Here is a 20,353-nt window from a genome sequence, read left to right on the forward strand (position 1 = left end):
GAGGAACCGAAGAACAAGAATCGGTCTAAATGCGGTTACTCTTTATCGTGACATTTCAAACAGCGCCACGATGAGGCGAATTAAGAAGGGATCACCATGGGCTTATCAGATTTCAGCAGTAAACAAGGCAGAAATAACGATCCAGGCGTAACTGTCGTTGAAAGCAATGTGAATCAACTGCCGGATGATCTGGCAACCATCGGTATGGCGCCAACCTTCATCATCGCTTATGTCTCACCGTATTTGGATGTCGGCCATGTCGCGGCTTTAATTTTCAGCCGCTTTCCCGATGTTCCCAAAATGATCTGTTCCACGGCAGGGGAGCTCGTTGCCCGAAAAGGGAGCTTGTATTGCGAGGCCGGACGCTATTGGGATCGGGTTGTAGTCCAGTGCTTTGATGCCTCCATCATTGCGCAAGCTGAAGTGGTAAGCCTTCCTCTGGACTGCGAGGATCTTCGCCAGGGGAAAATCGAAATCAGTCTGCATGAACGCGTAAAACGACTGAAACATCAAATTCGCAACCTGAATGTTGCCATGCAGATCGACTATCGTGATACACTGGCTTATATCCTTTTTGATGGCCTGTCCGCATCCGAATCCTTTTTTATGGAGGCGTTGTATGACTCCGGGCGGTTCCCATGTTTGTTTGTCGGTGGATCTGCCGGCGGCAAGCTTGACTTTCAGAATACCTGGCTGCACGACGGCCGGAATCGGTTTGAAAATCATGCATTGATCGCCTTTCTCAAAACAGCTCCGGGAATCCGTTTTGGCATCATGAAGAGCCAGAATTTTGTTCCTATGGAAGTCTCATTCTCCATATTGTCGGCATCCGTTGAACATCGCTATGTCAGTCAGGTTATAGATAACAAGGGGCGGATCGTCAGTCTGGTTGCCGCCCTTTGCGACACATTTGAATGTCAACCCTCAGCACTTGAGGCGCTGATGGATGAGTATTCCTTTGCCATCTCGGTTGGTGAGGAGTTATTTGTCCGGTCGGTATCGGGGGTCGATATTGAAATGGATACAGTCCATTTTTACTGCGATATTTCACCCGGCGAGGAGTTGCTGCTTATCAGGAAGGGAGACCTTGTTCAAAGCACGATTCGTGATTTCAAGCAGTTTATGGAAGAAAAGCCCGGTGCTCCGATTGCCGGTATTCTGAATGACTGCATCCAGAGACGATTGTTAAACGAGAGTCAACTCCCAGAAATGGGAAACGTCCTGACGGGGAGTGCCATTGCAGGCTTTTCCACCTTCGGTGAAATACTTGGTCTTTTCCTCAATCAAACCTTGACCGGAATCTTCTTTTTCCGGGTAACCGAAGGGAAACCGTTCAAGGATCGCTATGTTGACAATTTTATTTTCAACCTTGGAGAATTCAAGGCCTTTTTTCTGAAACGCCAGATCGCCAAATTGAATGGTCTGTCTCAAATTGTGGTTCGTCAGATAGAGGATTTTAAAGCAAACCGGTACGGGAGCCGGCTTGATGCAACCGGAATGGATCCAATCATGGCAACGGTGTTCGATGGGCTCAATGAACTGGGAGACACGTTGAGGGCGGCAGACACTCACCAGCGCTTGATGACGAACCAGATTGAGGCGCAGTTAAGGGAGAGCGAAAAACGGTTCCGGTTGCTGGCCGAGTCTTCACTGACCGGGATCTATCTTATTCTATCGGGCCGATTCAGTTATGTCAACGATGCGTTTGCACATATATTTGGCCTCAGCGTCAGTGAGATCATTGGCAAGCTTGGCGTGACAGATCTGGTCGCTCCGGAAGATCGTCGGCTGGTAGCCGAAAACATCCGTCGACGCCAGGCCGGCGAAGTGCAATCGATGCGCTACGCATTTCGTGCTCTTCGCAAGAATGGTTCAATTTTTCATGTGGAAGTCTACGGCCGACGCATCAAATACAAAGGCAAAGTCGGTGTCATTGGCACATTGATCGATATTACTGAACAAAAAAAGGCGGAAGAAAAGCTTCGGGCCAGTGAGGAACGCTACCGGGCCTTTTACAATGAAACGCCATCCATGTTTTTTACCATCGATGATGAGGGGATCATCACCGCCGTCAATGATTTCGGCGCCAATCAACTTGGCTATGCCAAAAACGAATTGTTGGGAAACTTTTTCTCGAATCTCTTTTACGAAGACGACAAAGATAGCGCGTGGGACGGGATCGCAAGTTGCCTGCAGACGCCGTGGCTGATTTTTCACCGGCAGTTACGAATGATCGGTAAAAATGGCAGCCCGATGTGGATTGAGGCATTCGTGCGGTCAGTCCGCGGGCCCAAAGAAAATGTCAATATCCTCGTGGCCTGCCAGGATATCACCCCGCGTAAGCAACTGGAGGAATCCCTGCGCCTCACCCAGTTCATTTTTGACAAGGCCCCTATCGGTATCTGGAAAATGGGGACGGGAGGCGAGGTTCTCGATGTCAATGAGCAGGGATGCAACAGCCTCGGTTACAGCCGTGATGAACTCTGCCGCATGAAGGTCTTCGATTTCGATCCTAATTTTGACACCAAGATTTGGGCGGACAACATTTCTACACTAAAAGCAGCTGGAATCACTACCATCGAAACCCTGCACCAGTGCAAAAATGGTGAGATCTTTCCGATTCAGGTCATACAAAACCTGGTGCGGTTCGAGGACCAGGAGTTTCATGTGGCCTTTGTTCTGGATATTACCGAGCGTAAGCAGAACGAACAGGAACTGCGGCGGCTACGCAACTATCTTTCCAACATTATCGATTCCATGCCGTCGGCCCTCGTGGCGGTGGACCGTGACGGCAACGTGACCCAGTGGAACAATAAAACGGAGCAGATAACCGGGTTGAGTTTCGAAAAGGCTTGGAATCAACCCCTACCCGATGTTTTCCCCCTCCTGGCCGGTGAGATGGAGCGCATCAGGACCGCCATCCGGGAGCGCCGGACGATCTATACGCCGAAAGTTTCGCGCAAGATCGCGCAGGGAACCCGTTTCGAAGATATCACCATTTTTCCGCTAGTAGCCAACGGCGTGGAGGGCGCGGTCATCCGGGTGGATGATGTGACCGAACGAATACGCCTGGAAGAGATGATGATTCAGAGCGAGAAGATGCTTAGCGTGGGCGGCCTGGCGGCGGGCATGGCCCACGAGGTCAACAATCCCCTGGCCGGCATCCTGCAAAATGCCTCGGTCCTTGAGAACCGCCTGTTGGGTGACCTGCCGGCCAATCATAAGGCTGCTGAAGCGGCTGGCATCACCCTTTCTGCCATACGGCAATACCTGGAAATGCGTAATCTGCCCGGCATGCTTGAGAATATCCGAGAATCAGGGAGTCGTGCCGCCGCCATTGTCAGGAACATGCTCAGCTTTGCCCGCAAGAGTGATCGGCGTGTTTCGACTCATGATTTGTGCGTACTCCTGGACCAGGCCCTGGAACTGGTGCGTACCGATTACGACATGAAGAAGTGTTACGATGTCAAACAGATCCGGATTACCCGGGAGTACGACCCGGTTGCGCTGCCGATCCCTTGCGAGGCCAGCAAACTCCAGCAGGTATTCATGAACATCCTGAAAAACGGCGCCGAGGCCATGGCCGAGGTGAAGGATAAAACGGCTCCACCGGCGTTTATCCTGCGGGTCCGGAACGAAGATGTGTGGGTGCGGGTGGAGATCGAGGACAATGGCCCGGGCATGGACGAAAAAACCCGCCGGCGCATTTTTGAGCCGTTTTTCACCACTAAGCCGGTGGGTAAGGGCACGGGATTAGGGCTTTCGGTTTCTTACTTCATCGTCACCGAGGATCACGGGGGAGAGATGAGTGCGCATGCCGCCAAGGGCGGTGGCACCCGCTTTGTGATCCGGTTGCCCAAGGGGGGCGGTGATCGGTGATCGGTGATCGGTGATCGGTAATCGGTGGTCGGTGATGGGGTGATGGGGTGATGGGGTGATGGGGTGATGGGTGATGGGTGATGGGAGGTCGGAGGTCGGAGGTCAGAGGTCAGAAAAATAATCTGCGAAAATCTGCGTAATCTGTGGATCGTGATGAGTGGGCATTGCCCACCATCAACATCGACACCTGCACGCCATAGCCTATCGCGCTAATGGCAAGCATCCGGGGAAAGGAGAAGAACCCATGGAAAGCGTAAAAGCTAAAAAAAGACCGATACCGGATCAATTGCGCTCTGAATGGCGGATGCTGCTGATCGTCATCATTGTGGGGTTTCTGATCAATGGCTGCACGGATCCGGAACCTAAGGTCTATCGGGTGGGCGTGGTATGCGGTGCGGACCTGTTCCTTCCCGTGATTGATGGCTTGAAATCGAAGATGGCAGAGCTTGGCTTCAAGGAGGGCGAGACCATCGTTTACGAGATTTACAGCTTTAACAATGATCCGGAGGGTGAGCGCCGGGCCGCTGAAACGCTTGTCGCCGAAAAGGTCGATCTGATCGTCACCGTACCCACCCAACCGTCGGTCAAGGCCCATCGGGCCATTCAAGGCACGGATATTCCTCTGGTGTTCTCTTACGCAGGTATCGAGGGAATCGGTTTGGTGGAGAGCGTGCCCCGTCCCGGTGGAAATGTTACCGGGGTCAGGTTTCCCGGCCCCGAGCAAATCTGTAAACGGCTGGAATTGATGCAGGCGTTTTTGCCGAAGGTCAGGCGGGTATGGATCGGCTATAATCAGAACTACCCCACGATCGGCCCAGCACTGCAGGCCTTGCGTATCCTATCCGCGTCCATGGGGATCACACTTGTCGAGGCTCCGGTAACCACGCTTAGAGAACTGGAGTGGGATCTCGAACGAAGAGCTCGTGAAGCGGACCCGGGTTTGGACGCCATCATTCTCATGCCGGATACCTTCAACCACTCATCCGCCGGTTGGGAGGTGATCCGTACCGTTGCCAAAAAGCACAAAATTCCCATTGGGGGGTCATTTTTCTACACGGCCGAGCAGGGCGCTCTTTATTGCAATGGCAATGAGATGGTGACGGTCGGCGAGTTGACCGCCCCCCTGGTCAGCAAAGTACTGAACGGCACACCGGCGGGGATGATACCGGTCGTGAGCCCTGAGCAAGTACTCACCATCAACCTCACGGTTGCCCGGGAGCTTGGGGTGGAGGTGCCCAGGGGGTTGTTGAGCATGGCCTCACAGATCATACGATGATCTATTGTCTATCTAATTGTACAGGTCAAGAACATGGAATCAAAGAACGCCGCATCTTCCAGAAATCTGGGGACGACATTGACACTGGCATTCGTTACAATGAGTGTCGCTGCACTGCTTTTCTCCGGTTTCGTCGGTATCATTTTTCTGATCCAAACCCAGAAGGAGGCCGTCGCCGGCAAGCAGCATGTGGTTGCCCGTCAGGCCGCCGACGCGGTTGCCGGTTTTATTCAGGATAAATTTATCGTCATGGAGGCGGCCGTCCGATTGACCGGCTCGGCCCGGGAGCGGGAAAACGCTCTGCAGGCGCTGCTCGGCATGGAACCGGCTTTCCGCCAACTGCTGCTTTTAAATACAGAAAATGAAGCGCTGTTCAGAGCATCCCGCATGTCCCAGATTGAATCCGGAAGGCTTGACCAACAACTGGGGGCTGATCCCTTCAGAAGGGTATCCGCCGGACAGCGGCATATCGGTGCGGTCTATGTGGATCAGGTAACCAGTGAGCCCCTGGTCATTTTGTCCGTGCCGGTGACCACCCTTTTGGGTGATCGGTTGGGGGCCTTATTGGCCGAGGTTAATTTGAAGTTCATCTGGGAGTTGGTGGATCGGCTCCGGGTGGGGGAGACCGGCCACGCCTATGTGGTGGACCGCAAAGGGCGTCTGATCGCCTTCGGTGAGACGGGCCGTGTGCTGCGCGGTGAAACGTTGGACCACCTCAGCGATGTTGCGGCTTTTATCGATCAACCTGAAAAAAAAGAAAATATCGACGTCCATACCTTTGTTGGCATTACCGGCAAAAAGGTGGTGGGTACCTATGTCCCCTTGGGCGATCCGGATTGGGCCGTGATGACAGAGCTGCCGGTGATGGAAGCGTACCGGCCGGTCATCCGTAATGGGTTGATATCCATTATCGTATTGCTGTGCATATCCGCCCTGGCCGGTTGGTTGGGCATTCTTCTGGCCCGTCGGCTGGCCACTCCCATTGTCGATTTGACTCGAACAGCCGACCGCGTCGCCGATGGTGAATTGGATGTCAGGGCACAAATGAACGGCCCCACCGAGGTGATCCATCTGTCGGCGGCATTCAACCAGATGACCCGGCAATTGAGGGGGATGTTGGACCAGGAGGCCGAACGAACCCGAACCCTGGAACGGGAAATTTCCAAACGCCGGCGAACCGAGAAATTCATGCGCATCACCCAATTCAGCTTTGATCATGCCAATATCGGAATCTACCGGATCGCTTCGGACGGCCGCATTTTAGAAGTAAATCCGAAAGCTGCTGACCTTCTTGGCTATACCAGGGAAGAGTTAAGGACCCTTTCCATCTGTGACATCGACACGTTGGTTACCCCTGAAAACTGGGACTTGATATGGCGGGAATTAGTGGATGCGGGGACGTTCTTCTATGAGAGACAACACCGCCGTAAGGATGGGACCCTGATTCCGGTTGAAATATATAGCAACCTTTTGGAATACGAAGACCGGCAATATGCTATCGCTTTTGTTCAAAACATCAGCGAACGCAAGCAGATGGAACAGGCGATCAAGGATAACGAAGAGCACCTGAAAGATCTCGTCTCTAACGTTCCCGGTGTCGTGTATCAATACAAAGCGGATCCCAATGCACTTAGGACCAATTCACTTACCAGCGTGGTGCGGGAACGGACCGTTGAGATTTTGGGACTGGATAGCGAAAAAGAAGAATTCTTTAACCATTTTGTTGCTTGTCTTCCCGAGGAGGATCAGCCTCGGTTTGTCAAATCCGTGAAAGATGCGTTCAAAGCGGTCAGCCCATGGTACTATGAAGGGCGATTCACCAAACCGTCGGGAGAAAAAATCTGGTTCGAAGGGCGCTCGATACCCCGTCGGATCAAGGGCGAGATTGTTTTCTACGGTATGCTCACGGACATCACACGGCGCAAGGAGATGGAATCCAGTCTGCGGTTTTCCCAGTTTATATTCGACAAGGCCGCCATCGGTATTTTTTTGCTGGGGAAGAATGGTGAATTTTTAAATGTCAACGAAGAAGCTGGCCGTTTCCTCGGTTATTCACGGGAAGAACTCTGCAAAATGAGTGTTTTTGACATCGACACACAATTCATGCCCGAGGAATGGACCTTGCACATGGCAGACCTGCGCATCCATGGGGTCAAGACAATTGAGACCCTGATTCGGCATAAAAACGGGAAGGTATTTCCGGTTCAGGTGATCGACAATGTCATGACCTTCGAGGACCAGGAATTTCATGTGGCCTTTGTCCAGGACATCACCGAACGGAAGCAGGCGGAAAAAAATCTGCGTGAAAACGAGCAACTGCTTGGCAATATTCTTGAATCAATGAATGAAGGTGTTTTTGTGCTCGACAGTGAATTTAAAAATAAGATCTACAATAAAAGCATGGAAATCATAACCAATGTGCCACGGGAGGCGGTGATCGGCAAACGTCCCTGGGAAGCGTTTCCACATATTAAGAATTCACCAATTGAAGAAAAAATTCGAAATGTGATGAAAGGTGAGGTGGGAATAGCAGTTGAGGTAACCCATCCACATAATCCCACGGTTTGGTCCCGTGACAGTTTTTCCCCCCTCAAGGATACCGATGGCCGGGTTATTGGCGTGGTGGGCGTGCTAACCGAAATCACCCGGCAAAAGGATGACGAAGAGAAACTGCGCCGTTTGCGAAACTACTTATCCAATATTATTGACTCCATGCCCTCGATCCTTGTGACGGTGGACCGTGACGGACACGTAACCCAGTGGAATCACCGGGCGGAGCAATCCACCGGTTTGAGTTTCGAAACAGTTCGCTTCCAACCACTGACCAACGTGTTCCCCCGCCTGGCGGGCGAAATGGAGCGTGTGCACACCTCCATCCGGGAGCGTCGGGTGATCAGCTCCCCCAAAGTCTCCCATAAGGTGGAAAATGAAACCCGCTTTGAAGATATAACCATTTTTCCCCTGGTGGCCAACGGGGTGGAGGGCGCCGTAATTCGTGTCGATGACGTGACCCAACAGGTGCGTCTGCATGAGATGATGATCCAAAATGAGAAGATGCTATCCGTAGGCGGCCTGGCGGCGGGCATGGCCCATGAGATCAATAACCCCCTGGCCGGAATTCTTCAGAACACGTCGGTCCTGGAGAACCGTCTATTCGGAGATTTGCCGGCCAATCAAAACGCTGCTGAAGCCGTCGGTACGACCCTGGAAACCATCCGGCAATACCTGGCACTTCGCAATCTGCCCGAAATGATCGGGAGCATCCGTGATTCCGGAAACCGTGCCGCCACTATCGTCAAGAATATGCTCAGCTTTGCCCGAAAAAGTGAAAAAGTTGTTTCCAGCCATGACTTGGGACGCTTGCTGGACCAAACCATCGATCTGCTCAAGACCGATTACGACATGAAGAAACACTACGATTTCAAACAGATCGAGATCATCCGCCAGTATGATAAAACGGCCGAACCGGTCGCTTGCGAAGCCAGCAAGATCCAACAAGTCTTTATTAATATCCTGAAAAACGGTGCTGAAGCCATGGCCGAGGTGGCCGATTCACCCAAACCGCCGAGATTTATTTTGAGGGTCCAAGATGACGGTGCGTGGATGCGCGTGGAGATCGAAGACAACGGCCCGGGCATGGATGAGAAGACCCGCCGGCGTATTTTCGAGCCCTTCTTTACGACCAAGCCGGTGGGCAAGGGTACAGGACTAGGCCTGTCGGTTTCCTACTTTATCGTCACCGACGATCACGGAGGAGAGATGAGCGTGCATGCAGGGGGTAGTGGTGGCACCCGCTTTGTGATCCGGCTGCCCAAGGGTGACCAGTGATCAGTGGTCGGTGATCGGTAGTTGGGGAGTAGAGAGTAGAGATGGGGGGATGGGGGGATGGGGGGATGGGGGGAGAAACGGACGCTGGATGAACGGTGGTCGGTGATCGGTAATCCGTAGTCGGTGAACAGCCGGTTCATCGGTCAGGTTCAGCTGTTTGCAATTGGCTTTTTGCATCCAAAGGTGGAGGCCGCTTTATCCAACAGCTAATCGCTAACAGCTGATATCGTGAGTGTGCAACGAGGCTAACCATCCCAGAGAAAGAGGAACCATAATGAAATTATCGATCGGTTTTTTAGCAGTCATGATTGTGTTGGTCACAATGGCAGCGTCTTCGACAACTGCTGAGGAAAAAGCGACAATGCAGCCTGTTGCATCAAAGGTAAAAGCCATGGTCGAGGCGGCCCATGCTTATGTCCGGGGCCATTCAGACGATATGGCCACCGTCCAACATGCCCTTCAAACCAATCCGGAATTCATCAACCCCGACAAAAACCTTTACGTTTTCATTCACTGCTACAATTTCATAAAAAGAGAAGCGATTTGCTGTGGGCATGGGATTCGTTCCGAACTGCTGGGCAAGAACATGTGGCATCTGAGGACGCCCAATGGCAGGCTGCTTTTCCACGAGATTGCCCACATGATCGAGAGAGATGGAGAAGGCTGGATCGAGTATGATTGGTTGAACCCATATACAAACAGCTTACAGACAAAGGTCTCTTACGTGAAGGGCATTTTTTTGAAAGACGGGCAGAAAGCCTGGGTTGGATGTGGGTTTTGGAAAGAAAACTAACTTGAGCAGTTAGCCATTAGCTTTCGGCTCTAAGCGCTTAGATAGAGGGAAGGCTTCCGACATGACGATACGAAAAAAGATTTTTGCAACGGGGACGGTGGTATTTTTTATCTTCGTAATACTGGCCTCGATGAGTATCTGGACCCACCGGGAGGTTTCTTCCAATCTACATTTTCGTGACGCGGTGGATGAAAAACTGGCCGATATCCGGGAGTTCGCAAAGTGGAAGAACAGTTTGATCCGATTCATTTCCGACGTTGTGGCTTCCGGCCATGTCCCGGCTTTTATCCGGGAACAATTGAATCCGCCATCCGTTCCGCTAAGGGCCGAACACGAGAGCCTGGCAACATCCGGACAACGATTAGTCGACCTGATTGCAAAGAAAGAACAAGCATCCAAAGACATCGATCAGGCTTTCAATGCCATCAGAACGCAAATCAATGACCATTACTATAAACTGGATGAAAAAATTGCAACCGTACTGGCCCTTGCCCAAATGGATCAGGTCCTTGGCGTGGACACCTCTGAAAAGCGTGCGTTGGCACCGTATGTTCTGAAAAACCTCAATCAGTTGACCCTGATTGCCATGAACGGCCTCATATCCAGGCGTTTGCCGGAGGAAGGCAAACGCCTGGTTGCGAAAAATCAACGATTCGTCGCATCTCAACTGCAATTGATCGACCCGGACGGCAGTATTGAAACCCTTTTCGCCGAGCTGTTTGCCCAAATCCAATCCCTCGACAGATTGATTATCGAATCAGACGAGACCCTTTCCCGCTTTGAAAAACAGATCTCACAAGCTAAGGATGATTTTGATCTGGCCGTCAGCAGTACCGAAACGGATGCCATTGTCATGGGCGTTCAGTCCGATCTGGATCGTGCCAACCAGAAGCTGGCGCGGGCCAGCCAGCGCAGCCTGGTAACAGTTGTTGTTTTTCTTTTTATCGTTCCGTTATTTTTAATAGCCCTGGGTATTTTCGGTCTGAATACGACCATTGTGGGCCCCATTGCCAATTTAATGAACGCCATGAAACATTTTGAAGGCGGACGATTTGATGTTACGGCCCCGATCAGCGCTCAGGATGAAATCGGCCAATTGGCCCGGGCCTTCAATGTGATGGCGGCGAAGATCAAGGAAAGCCAGGAACGTCTGGACCTGGCCTTGGCGGGGGCCAACGAAGGCATTTGGGACTGGAACGTGAACGAAGGCACCGTATTCTTCGATTCCCGCTATTACACCATGGCTGGGTACCGACCCAACGAATTTCCCAGTGTATTCGAGGAGTGGGAAAAACGTGTTCACAGGGACGATGTCAAGAGGGTTAAATCGGTCATCGACCAATATATGGCAGGGGATCTGGAACTCTATAAAGTGGAGTTCCGGTTTCTACGTAAAGACGGCAGCTATATGTGGCTTCAGGGAAGAGGGAAGATCGTTGAGCATAACGATGCGGGTGAGCCGGTGCGCTTTATTGGAACCCACGCGGACATCACCGATCGCAAACGGATGGAGGAAGCACTCGAAAAACGGATTGTGGCCTTGACACAACCCCTGGAGGATGTGGAAGGGATTGTATTTGAAGATCTGTTCAATCTGTCTGACATTCAGCGTCTTCAGGACCTGTATGCCGAGGCTTTTGGTGTTGGCGCCCTGATTACTTATCCTGACGGCACGCCGATCACCAAGCCAAGCAACTTTACAATTCTATGTGGCGAGATCATTCGCAATACCGAGAAAGGACGTAAAAACTGTAATTATTCCGATGCGATGATCGGGCGACACAATCCCGATGGCCCCAACATCCAGCCGTGCCTGAGCGCCGGCTTGTGTAACGCAGGCGCCAGTATCACCGTCGGCGGGCGTCATATTGCCAACTGGCTGATCGGCCAGGTTCGCAACGAAACCCAAAAAGAAGAAGACATCATGGTCTACGCCCGTGAGATTGGTGCAGACGAAACCGCCTTTCGCAATGCTTATCGTCAGGTGCCCACGATGTCGGAGGAACAGTTCGAGAAAGTGGCCCATGTTCTTTTTGCAGTGTCTGAGCAGCTTTCCATGTCAGCCTATCAAAACGTTCAACAGGCACGGTTTATCGCTCAGCGCAGGCAAGCTGAACAAGAATTGCAACAATTGCGGAACTACCTTTCCAATATTATCAACTCCATGCCATCCATTATGGTAGCCGTGGACCGTGGCGGCCAGGTTACCCAATGGAATCACCAGGCGGAGCAGGTGACCGGGGTAAGTATTGCCAAGGCCCAATCCCGGCCGCTTGTGGATGTCTTTCCCCGGTTGATGGGAGAAATGGAAAATATAAAAACGGCCATCCGGGAACGCCGGGTGCTTCGTGACTTGAAAATCCCTCATGAACGTCAGCATGAGATGCGTTATGAAGACGTGACGATCTTTCCCTTGATTGCCAATGGTGTTGAAGGCGCGGTGATCCGGGTAGACGATGTGACCGATCGGGTACGTCTGGAAGAGATGATGATCCAAAGTGAGAAGATGCTCTCCATTGGCGGTCTTGCGGCCGGCATGGCCCACGAGATAAACAACCCCTTGGCCGGTATTTTGCAAAGCGTGTCGGTTTTGGAAAAACGACTACTGGGAGACCTGCCGGCCAATCACAATGCTGCCGAGGCCGCCGGTACGACACTGGCAGCTATCCGTCAATATCTGGGCATACGTAAACTGCCGGGGATGATAGAGAACATACGCACCTCCGGCAGCCTGGCCGCCGCCATCGTCAGGAACATGCTCAGCTTCGCGCGCAAGAGCGAAAAGGCCGCTTCAAGTCATGATCTGGGCGCCCTGATGGACCAAACCATTGAGTTGCTTAAAACCGATTATGACATGAAAAGAAACTACGATTTCAAACGGATCGAAATTGATCGCCAGTACGACGAATCGGCTGGCCCCGTCTCCTGCGAAGCCAGCAAGATTCAGCAGGTGTTTATGAATATCCTGAAAAATGGGGCCGAGGCCATGGCTGAGGCGGTGAATGCCTCTGCTCCCTCAAAATTTACCTTGCGGGTGAAAAATGACGACGCCTGGGTCAAAGTGGAGATCGAGGACAACGGACCGGGCATGGATGAAAAGGTCCGTCGGCGTATTTTCGAACCTTTCTTTACCACCAAAGCGGTGGGTAAGGGCACGGGGCTGGGGTTGTCGGTTTCTTACTTTATTGTCACCGAAGATCATGGGGGAGAGATGAGTGTGCATGCAACGGATTATGGCGGTACTCGCTTTGTGATCCGGTTGCCCAAGGAGGGGGACGGTGAGCAGGGGGCAGGGAGCAGGGAGCAGGGAGTGGAGATGGGGTGATGGGGATCATTTTTCTTCACGGCAGAGCGGGGTGCTGAGTGGCACACCGGCGGGGACGATCCCGGTGGTGAGCCCCGAGCAGGTGCTTACCATCAACTACACGGTTGCCCGGCAGCTGGGGGTGGATGTGCCCAAGGGGATGTTGAGCATGGCTTCGCAGATCATTCGATAATCTGAAGGAACACATAAAAGGTGCGGGCCGAAATCTGGCCGCACAGGTCAAAAAAATGGAACCAACACGTACCACCGTTTCAAGAAATCTGGGGACGACATTGACGTTGGCATTCGTCGCTATGAGTGTCGCCGCACTGCTCGTTTCCGGCGTTGTCGGTATTCTTTTTCTCATCCAAACCCAGAAGGAGGCCGTCGCCGGCAAGCAGCATGTGGTTGCCCGTCAGGCCGCCGACGCGGTTGCCGGTTTTATTCAGGATAAATTTATCGTCATGGAGGCGGCCGTCCGATTGACCGGCTCGGACCGGGAGCGGGAAAACGCTCTGCAGGCGCTGCTCGGCATGGAACCGGCTTTCCGCCAACTGCTGCTTTTAAATACAGAAAATGAAGCGCTGTTCAGAGCATCCCGCATGTCCCAGATTGAATCCGGAAGGCTTGACCAACAACTGGGGGCTGATCCCTTCAGAAGGGTATCCGCCGGCCAGCGGCATATCGGTGCGGTCTATGTGGATCAGGTAACCAGTGAGCCCCTGGTCATTTTGTCCGTGCCGGTGACCACCCTTTTGGGTGATCGGTTGGGGGCCTTATTGGCCGAGGTTAATTTGAAGTTCATCTGGGAGTTGGTGGATCGGCTCCGGGTGGGGGAGACCGGCCACGCCTATGTGGTGGACCGCAAAGGGCGTCTGATCGCCTTCGGTGAGACGGGCCGTGTGCTGCGCGGTGAAACGTTGGACCACCTCAGCGATGTTGCGGCTTTTATCGATCAACCTGAAAAAAAAGAAAATATCGACGTCCATACCTTTGTTGGCATTACCGGCAAAAAGGTGGTGGGTACCTATGTCCCCTTAGGTGATCCGGATTGGGCCGTCATGACTGAACTGCCGGTGATGGAAGCGTACCGGCCGGTCATCCGTAATGGCTTGATATCCATTATCGTTTTACTTTGTATATCGGCCCTGGCCGGCTGGTTGGGCATTTTTCTGGCCCGTCGGCTGGCCACCCCCATTGTTGATCTGACCCGAACGGCCACTTGTATTACCGACGGGAAATTGGATGTAAAGGCGCAAATGAGCGGACCTGCCGAGGTGATCCAACTGTCGGCGGCATTCAACCAGATGACCCGGCAATTGGGGCTCATGCTGAACGGGGAGGCGGAACGTAGCCAGGTTTTGGAACTGGAAATTGCCGAACGCAAACGAATGGCGCAGGCGTTAAAAGCAGGTGAAGCGCGGCTTAACAATCTCACCGCTAATGTTCCTGGGGTGGTGATCCAGTTTCGCACCACCCGGGACTACATCTACACCAACGAGTTCCTCAACGCCAAGATTACCGATATTTTTGGGATCGAACAGGATTCAGAGACCGTCCTGGACCAATTTTATGCCTGTATTCCCGATACGGAAAAAGAGGCTTACGCCGCATCTATGCGCGAGGCCATCGATACTGTCGGCCCCTGGAATTACGAGGGCCGCTTCAACAAACCCAGCGGAGAGACTATCTGGTTTTCCGGGCGCGCCCTTCCCCAAGTCGAGGGGGACACTATTGTTTACTACGGCGTTTTGTTGGACATCACGGAACGCAAAAAAGCCGAGGAATCTCTGCGCCTGACCCAGTTTATTTTTGACAAGGCGCCCATCGGTATCTGGAGAATGGGGGCGGCGGGAGAAGTTCTCGACGTCAATGAACAGGGCTGCGCCAGTCTCGGTTATTCGAAAGAAGATCTATGCCGCATGACTGTCCTTGACTTCGATCCCCATTTTGACACCGAGGATGTCTGGACCCGCAATAGAGAGGCCCTGGAAAAGCTCGGGACCACGACCATCGAATCCCAACACAGGCGCAAAAGTGGTGAGATTTTTCCGATTGAGGTCATCCAGGACCTGGTGCGTTTTGAGGACCAGGAACTCCACGTGGCCTTTGTTCAGGACATCACCGAGCGCAAGCGAATGGAAGATGCATTAAGGGAGAGCGAACAGCGTTTGGAAATGGCCCTGTCAAGTGCCAATGAAGGCATCTGGGACTGGCGTATCGATGAAGATATTCTTTATCTGGATTCGCGCTATTACACGATGGCCGGTTATCGACCCAACGAGTTCCCATGTGACTTCAATGAGATCCTGAAGCGTGTTCACCCGGATGATCTGGCAGGGGTAAAATCGTTCAAAGACCAATATCTGGCCGGAAAACGGGATGCTTTTGAGGTGGAGTTCCGGTTTCTGCGCAAGGACGGCGAGTATATGTGGATTCAGGCAAAAGGCAAAATCGTCGACTGGGACGAAAAGGGGGCTTCCACCCGTTTTGTCGGTACCAATACCGACATCACCCGGCAAAAGCAGGATGAAGAAGAACTTCGCCGGCTACGTAACTACCTCGCCAATATTATCGACTCCATGCCTTCGATTCTTTTGGCGGTGGACCGTCAGGGTCGGGTGACCCAGTGGAACCGTCAGGCGGAAAAGGCGACCGGATTGGATTTTGAAGATGCTCGGGCCCGGCCGCTGGCCAAGGTATTCCCCCGCCTGGCCGATAAAATGGAGCGCATTCAGACATCAATCGCGGAGTGCCGGGTGATCAGCTCCCCCAAGGTACCCCGCAAGATGGAGCATGAAATCCGCTATGAGGATATCACCATATTCCCGCTGGTAGGAAGTGGCTTGGAAGGCGCGGTGATCCGGGTGGATGACATCACTCAGCAGGTACGTCTGGAGGAGATGATGATCCAGAGCGAGAAAATGCTTTCCATCGGCGGTCTGGCCGCGGGCATGGCGCACGAGATCAACAACCCTCTGGCCGGCATCGTGCAAAGCGCGTCGGTTATAGAGAACCGCCTGCTGGGCGATCTGCCGGCCAATCATAAAGCCGCCGAAACCGCCGGCACGACCCTGGCGGCCATCAAGGCATACCTTGCGCTGCGCAAGCTGCCCGACCTGATCGGCAATATCCGCGAGTCCGGGAGTCGTGCCGCTGCCATCGTCAGAAACATGCTCAGTTTTGCGCGCAAGAGCGAAAAAGTGATTTCCAGTAACGACCTCGGCGCACTGCTCGATCAAACCCTCGAATTACTCAAGACCGACTACGACATGAGAAAGCATTTCGACTTCAAACAGATCCGCATCCAGCGGGAGTACGACCCGGCGGCAGCTCCGGTACCCTGCGAGGCCGGGAAGCTTCAGCAGGTATTCATGAACATCCTGAAAAACGGCGCCGAGGCCATGGCCGAAGCGACGGATGCAACCGCCCCTCCGGCGTTTATACTGCGGGTGCAGGACGACGACACCTGGGTGCGGGTGGAGATCGAAGACAACGGACCGGGTATGGACGAGCAGACCCGCCGGCGGATTTTTGAACCTTTCTTTACCACCAAAGCGCTGGGCAAGGGCACGGGTCTGGGCCTGTCGGTGTCCTACTTCATCATTACGGAGGATCACGGCGGCCAGATGAGTGCGCATGCGGCTGAGGGGGGTGGCACCTGCTTTGTGGTCCGGCTGCCTAAGGGCGGGGCGGGGAATCGGTGATCGGTGATCAGTAATGGGTCATCGGGGAACAGGGTGAGCGGGGAGTAGAGATGGGGTGACGGGGTGACAGGGAGACAGGGTGATCGGTAGGAGGTAGTAGGGGAGAGTAAAGACTGGGAGACTGGGTGGTCGGTGAGCGGTTCGATTGTGTGAAAACAGGAGAAACCATGAAAATAAAAAACGTGGGTGGCGTGATTGTTGGCCTGGCCCTGCTGCTTCTGCTCCCAGGGCTGGCGGCGGCGGCCGACAAGGCCAGGTACAACGTGCTGGTGGTCATGAGCTACGGGCCGGATTATGAATTCGTTCAGAAAGTCCGGGAGGGTATAGAGTTGGTGCTGTCCGATACCTGCCGGATCGAGTATTTCTACATGGACACCAGAAAGAATCTGGGCGGCGGCCCACAAAAAGCCAAAGCGGCATACGCCTTCTTAAAAAAACGCGTTCCGACTGTGTGATTACCGCCGATGACAATGCCCAATCCATGTTTGTGGTCCCCTATCTGAAAGACAAGGTGACAACACCGGTGATGTTCTGCGGAGTCACTGAGTCACCCGATAAATACGGGTACCCGGCCTCCAATGTATCCGGTATCCTGAACGAATTACCATCAGCCAGAGCCTGGCCTTTGCCAAACAGTTGGTCCCTTCCATCAGAACCTTTGGCTATATGACCTACGACAGCCCTACGGGCCGATCGATTCTGGAATATTTTCAACATGAGGAATATACGTTGCCGGTGGAACTGGCCGCTGCCCGGTTTCCGAAAACCCTTGCCGAAGCCAAAGCGATGGCCAGGGAACTGAGCTCGATGTGCGATGTTCTGTTTGTGCCGACCATGCACGGAACAACGGACGACAACGGCACCTTCCTTTCCGATAAACAAGTTGTGCCCGTTCTTGTCGGCACGTTTGCCAAACCAGTTGTTGGTGACCACAAGTATAATATTCGATGCGGGATGTTGTGCGGGATGGCCCAAAACACTCAGGAGCAGGGATTCACCGCGGCTAAAATGCTGCTCAAGGCCATGGGCGGGACCCCGGTATCCGAGATTCCCGTCACCCGCAACCGACAGGGCAAGCCAATCATCAATGTGACAGTGATGAAAGCGTTTGGCATCAAGCCCAAACCCATCCTCTTGAAAAATACCGAGCTGGTCCAGGTGGTACCATAGGCGCCGCTGGGGGTGGTTATCCGATAGCTTAAACCTTGAACTGATCCACCATCTGCTTGAGGCTTTCGGACAGCTTGGACAGTTCCTGGGCGGACAGGTTGACCTGGCTGCTGCTGGTGGACATCTCGTTCATGGAAACACTCACACCGGCGATATCCTTGGAAATCTCGTCCGACACCGTCGAACTCTGGTTGACGTTCTCATTAACTTCCTGGATACCCTGGGAGGCCTGGGCCACGTTGCTGGCGATATCCCTGGTGGCCGCGGACTGCTCTTCCACAGCGGTGGCGATGGTGGCTACCACATCGTTGACATCGGTAATCACCTGGGTGATCTCACTGATCTGGCCCACGGTCATGGATGTGGTGCCCTGAATGCCTTCGATCTTTTCCTTGATATCTCCGGTGGCGGCGGCGGTCTGCTTGGCCAGCTCCTTGATTTCGTTGGCCACCACGGCAAAGCCCTTGCCGGCCTCACCGGCCCGTGCGGCCTCGATGGTGGCGTTGAGGGCCAGCAGGTTGACCTGCTCACTGATGTCGGTGATGGTTTCGATGACTTTGCCGATGTCGTTGGCCGCCTCGCCCAGTTGATCCATGTTGGTGGACGCGCTGGCTGACTTGTGGGCGGCGTCGTCGGAGATGCTGCGGGCCTTTTCGGCGTTCTGGGCGATTTCGCCGATGGTGGCGGACATCTGTTCGGCGGCGGTGGCCACCATGTTGGTGTTGGTGGCGGACTCTTCCATGGCCGCGGCCACATTGGTCATGTTGGCACTCATCTCCTCGGCGGCGGCCGAGACGGTGTTGGATTTATCCGAGACAGTGGTGATGCCCTGGGTCATCTGCTCGCTGATGGCGGACAGCTCGGTGGACGATGAAGACAGGGTGTCCACGCCGCCGGCGATATCTCTGATGATGCCCTGCAATTTTTCGATGAAGACGTTGAACCACTTGGCCAGCTCACCCACCTCGTCGCGGCTTTTGACCGTAAGGCGCATGGTCAGATCGCCTTCACCCTGGGCGATGTCCTTGAGGCCGGCCACGGCGGCGTTGATGGGGCGTACGATGGACCGGGCGGCAAACAGGACGATGACCCCGACGATCAGGACGGCCACAATGGTGACGATGATATTGGCGTTGCGGATGGAGTGGGAGGCGACCAGGAATTCATCCTGGTCCTGGGTGGCGCCGATGGACCAGCCATTGATGCCCACGGGTGCGAACCCGCCGATTTTGGGCACGCCTTTAAAGACGTATTCTTCCACCCCGGTCTCGCCGGCCTGCATGCGTCTGTTGACCGTCTGCATCTCTTTAATGCTCGACCCGTTGAGCTTCAGGACCAGTTCTGTTTTGGGATGGGCAAGTACCAGACCATTCTTATCGATCATATACCCATATCCCGTCTCACCGATTTTGCGATTGGAGATCAGGCCGGTGAAATATTCGGCGCTGATCACGGTTCCCAAGACACCTATGAATTCTCCTCCCGCTGACTTGATCGGGGCGAACGCTGCAGTTGCCGGTTTTCCCGTGGCTTTGGACATAATCATCTCACTGATGATGCTGTTGCCGGAGGTTTTTGCTGCCTGGAAAGCAGGATTTTTCGAAAGATCAATCGCTTTGTATACACCGCCGCCGGACAGCACGCCCGTATAGATCATGCCCCTGGTATCGGCAACGAATATACCCTGATACTGATCACCCATCACAGAAAATTGTCTTTTCAAGGATCGGAAAGCCTGGTCAGAAATCTTTTTGGAGGCTTCAATCCCGGATGTTTTCACCGCAGTCGCGGCATCGACGATGGCTTGTTGGACAGCTATGGATTTGGCACGGTCCATCTCCATTTCAAGGATACTTCGGGTCATCCGAGCCAAGTCTGATGCAATGCCCTGGACTTGGTTTTTTGACATTCCCAGCAGCGCGGTATGTGATTTAGAGAAAGACAGATAGCCCACAATAACCAGTGGAATCACTACGGCAATGACACCACCAACAATCAGTTTTGATGCGATCGTTTTCAGCTTGTCGTTCATTTCAGAAAGCTCCCATGGATATTTAAAAAACGGTTAGTAATGGAAATTGAAACATGTGTTACCGATCATAATTGCCAGGACCTTAAAGGGAATGGCTGTAATTTATTAATAGTTAATATGTTATTGAACGTAAGATGATATTATCGTCCATTGGGCGGGTTACTTTAGCTGAACGGACCGTTTCAACCTTCGGTAATGTTGAGATTCCCTATATAGACAATCTATTACACAATCATTACCTTTCAAAATCTGAAACGATCCGCTTATTCAATGAAAAACCAAAACCGGTTTTCTCACTGATTGGTGTTAAGAGGGGATTGGCAGGGCTGTTGGCTTAAAATGCAAAGCGTATCGCGTTCGGCGG

The 20,353-nt window shown here is 53.2% G+C and carries 11 protein-coding genes; 9 read left to right on the forward strand and 2 right to left on the reverse strand.

Going from position 1 to position 20,353, the window contains the following annotated elements; all coding sequences use genetic code 11:
* Window positions 1-96: 96 nt before the first annotated feature.
* From Dvar_RS03500 to Dvar_RS03510, 3 genes are all read left to right on the forward strand, one after another.
* Window positions 97-3,879 (forward strand): PAS domain S-box protein, encoded by a 3,783-nt coding sequence (locus Dvar_RS03500; RefSeq protein WP_419660344.1) that lies wholly within the window; start codon window positions 97-99, stop codon window positions 3,877-3,879.
* 244 nt (window positions 3,880-4,123) lie between these two features.
* Window positions 4,124-5,155, forward strand: coding sequence for an ABC transporter substrate-binding protein (locus tag Dvar_RS03505; protein ID WP_419660345.1), 1,032 nt, complete (start codon window positions 4,124-4,126; stop codon window positions 5,153-5,155).
* A gap of 33 nt (window positions 5,156-5,188) precedes the next feature.
* Window positions 5,189-8,983, forward strand: coding sequence for a PAS domain S-box protein (locus Dvar_RS03510; protein WP_419660346.1), 3,795 nt, complete (start codon window positions 5,189-5,191; stop codon window positions 8,981-8,983).
* On the opposite strand, the gene Dvar_RS03515 is transcribed toward Dvar_RS03510, so the two are convergent.
* On the reverse strand, window positions 8,984-9,160 hold the full coding sequence (locus Dvar_RS03515) for a hypothetical protein (RefSeq protein WP_419660347.1): 177 nt from the start codon (window positions 9,158-9,160) through the stop codon (window positions 8,984-8,986). It abuts the gene before it with no gap.
* 97 nt (window positions 9,161-9,257) lie between these two features.
* On the opposite strand from Dvar_RS03515, the gene Dvar_RS03520 reads away from it, so the two are divergent.
* The 6 genes from Dvar_RS03520 (at window position 9,258) to Dvar_RS03545 (ending at window position 17,957) form a co-directional block, all read left to right on the forward strand.
* Complete coding sequence (locus Dvar_RS03520) at window positions 9,258-9,776, forward strand: cache domain-containing protein (protein ID WP_419660348.1); 519 nt, start codon at window positions 9,258-9,260, stop codon at window positions 9,774-9,776.
* Window positions 9,777-9,837: 61 nt separating this feature from the next.
* Window positions 9,838-13,101: a PocR ligand-binding domain-containing protein gene (locus Dvar_RS03525; protein ID WP_419660349.1), complete on the forward strand. Its 3,264-nt coding sequence runs from the start codon at window positions 9,838-9,840 to the stop codon at window positions 13,099-13,101.
* Window positions 13,102-13,132: 31 nt separating this feature from the next.
* Window positions 13,133-13,273 carry a hypothetical protein gene (locus Dvar_RS03530; protein WP_419660350.1) on the forward strand — a complete coding sequence of 47 codons (141 nt, stop codon included), beginning with the start codon at window positions 13,133-13,135 and terminating at the stop codon, window positions 13,271-13,273.
* Window positions 13,274-13,328: 55 nt separating this feature from the next.
* On the forward strand, window positions 13,329-16,787 hold the full coding sequence (locus Dvar_RS03535; protein ID WP_419660351.1) for a PAS domain S-box protein: 3,459 nt from the start codon (window positions 13,329-13,331) through the stop codon (window positions 16,785-16,787).
* A 167-nt stretch (window positions 16,788-16,954) separates the two neighbouring features.
* The gene (locus Dvar_RS03540) at window positions 16,955-17,242 is read left to right on the forward strand and encodes a hypothetical protein (RefSeq protein WP_419660352.1); all 288 of its coding nucleotides are present in this window, start codon (window positions 16,955-16,957) and stop codon (window positions 17,240-17,242) included.
* 151 nt (window positions 17,243-17,393) lie between these two features.
* The gene (locus Dvar_RS03545; RefSeq protein ID WP_419664065.1) at window positions 17,394-17,957 is read left to right on the forward strand and encodes an ABC transporter substrate binding protein; all 564 of its coding nucleotides are present in this window, start codon (window positions 17,394-17,396) and stop codon (window positions 17,955-17,957) included.
* A 28-nt stretch (window positions 17,958-17,985) separates the two neighbouring features.
* Here the strand turns inward: Dvar_RS03545 and Dvar_RS03550 are convergent, their stop codons facing one another.
* Window positions 17,986-19,989, reverse strand: a complete 2,004-nt coding sequence (locus tag Dvar_RS03550; RefSeq protein WP_419660353.1) for a methyl-accepting chemotaxis protein — start codon at window positions 19,987-19,989, stop codon at window positions 17,986-17,988.
* Window positions 19,990-20,353 lie beyond the last annotated feature (364 nt).

Origin of the sequence: Desulfosarcina variabilis str. Montpellier (assembly GCF_048565275.1) — a bacterium.
GTDB lineage: Bacteria > Desulfobacterota > Desulfobacteria > Desulfobacterales > Desulfosarcinaceae > Desulfosarcina > Desulfosarcina variabilis.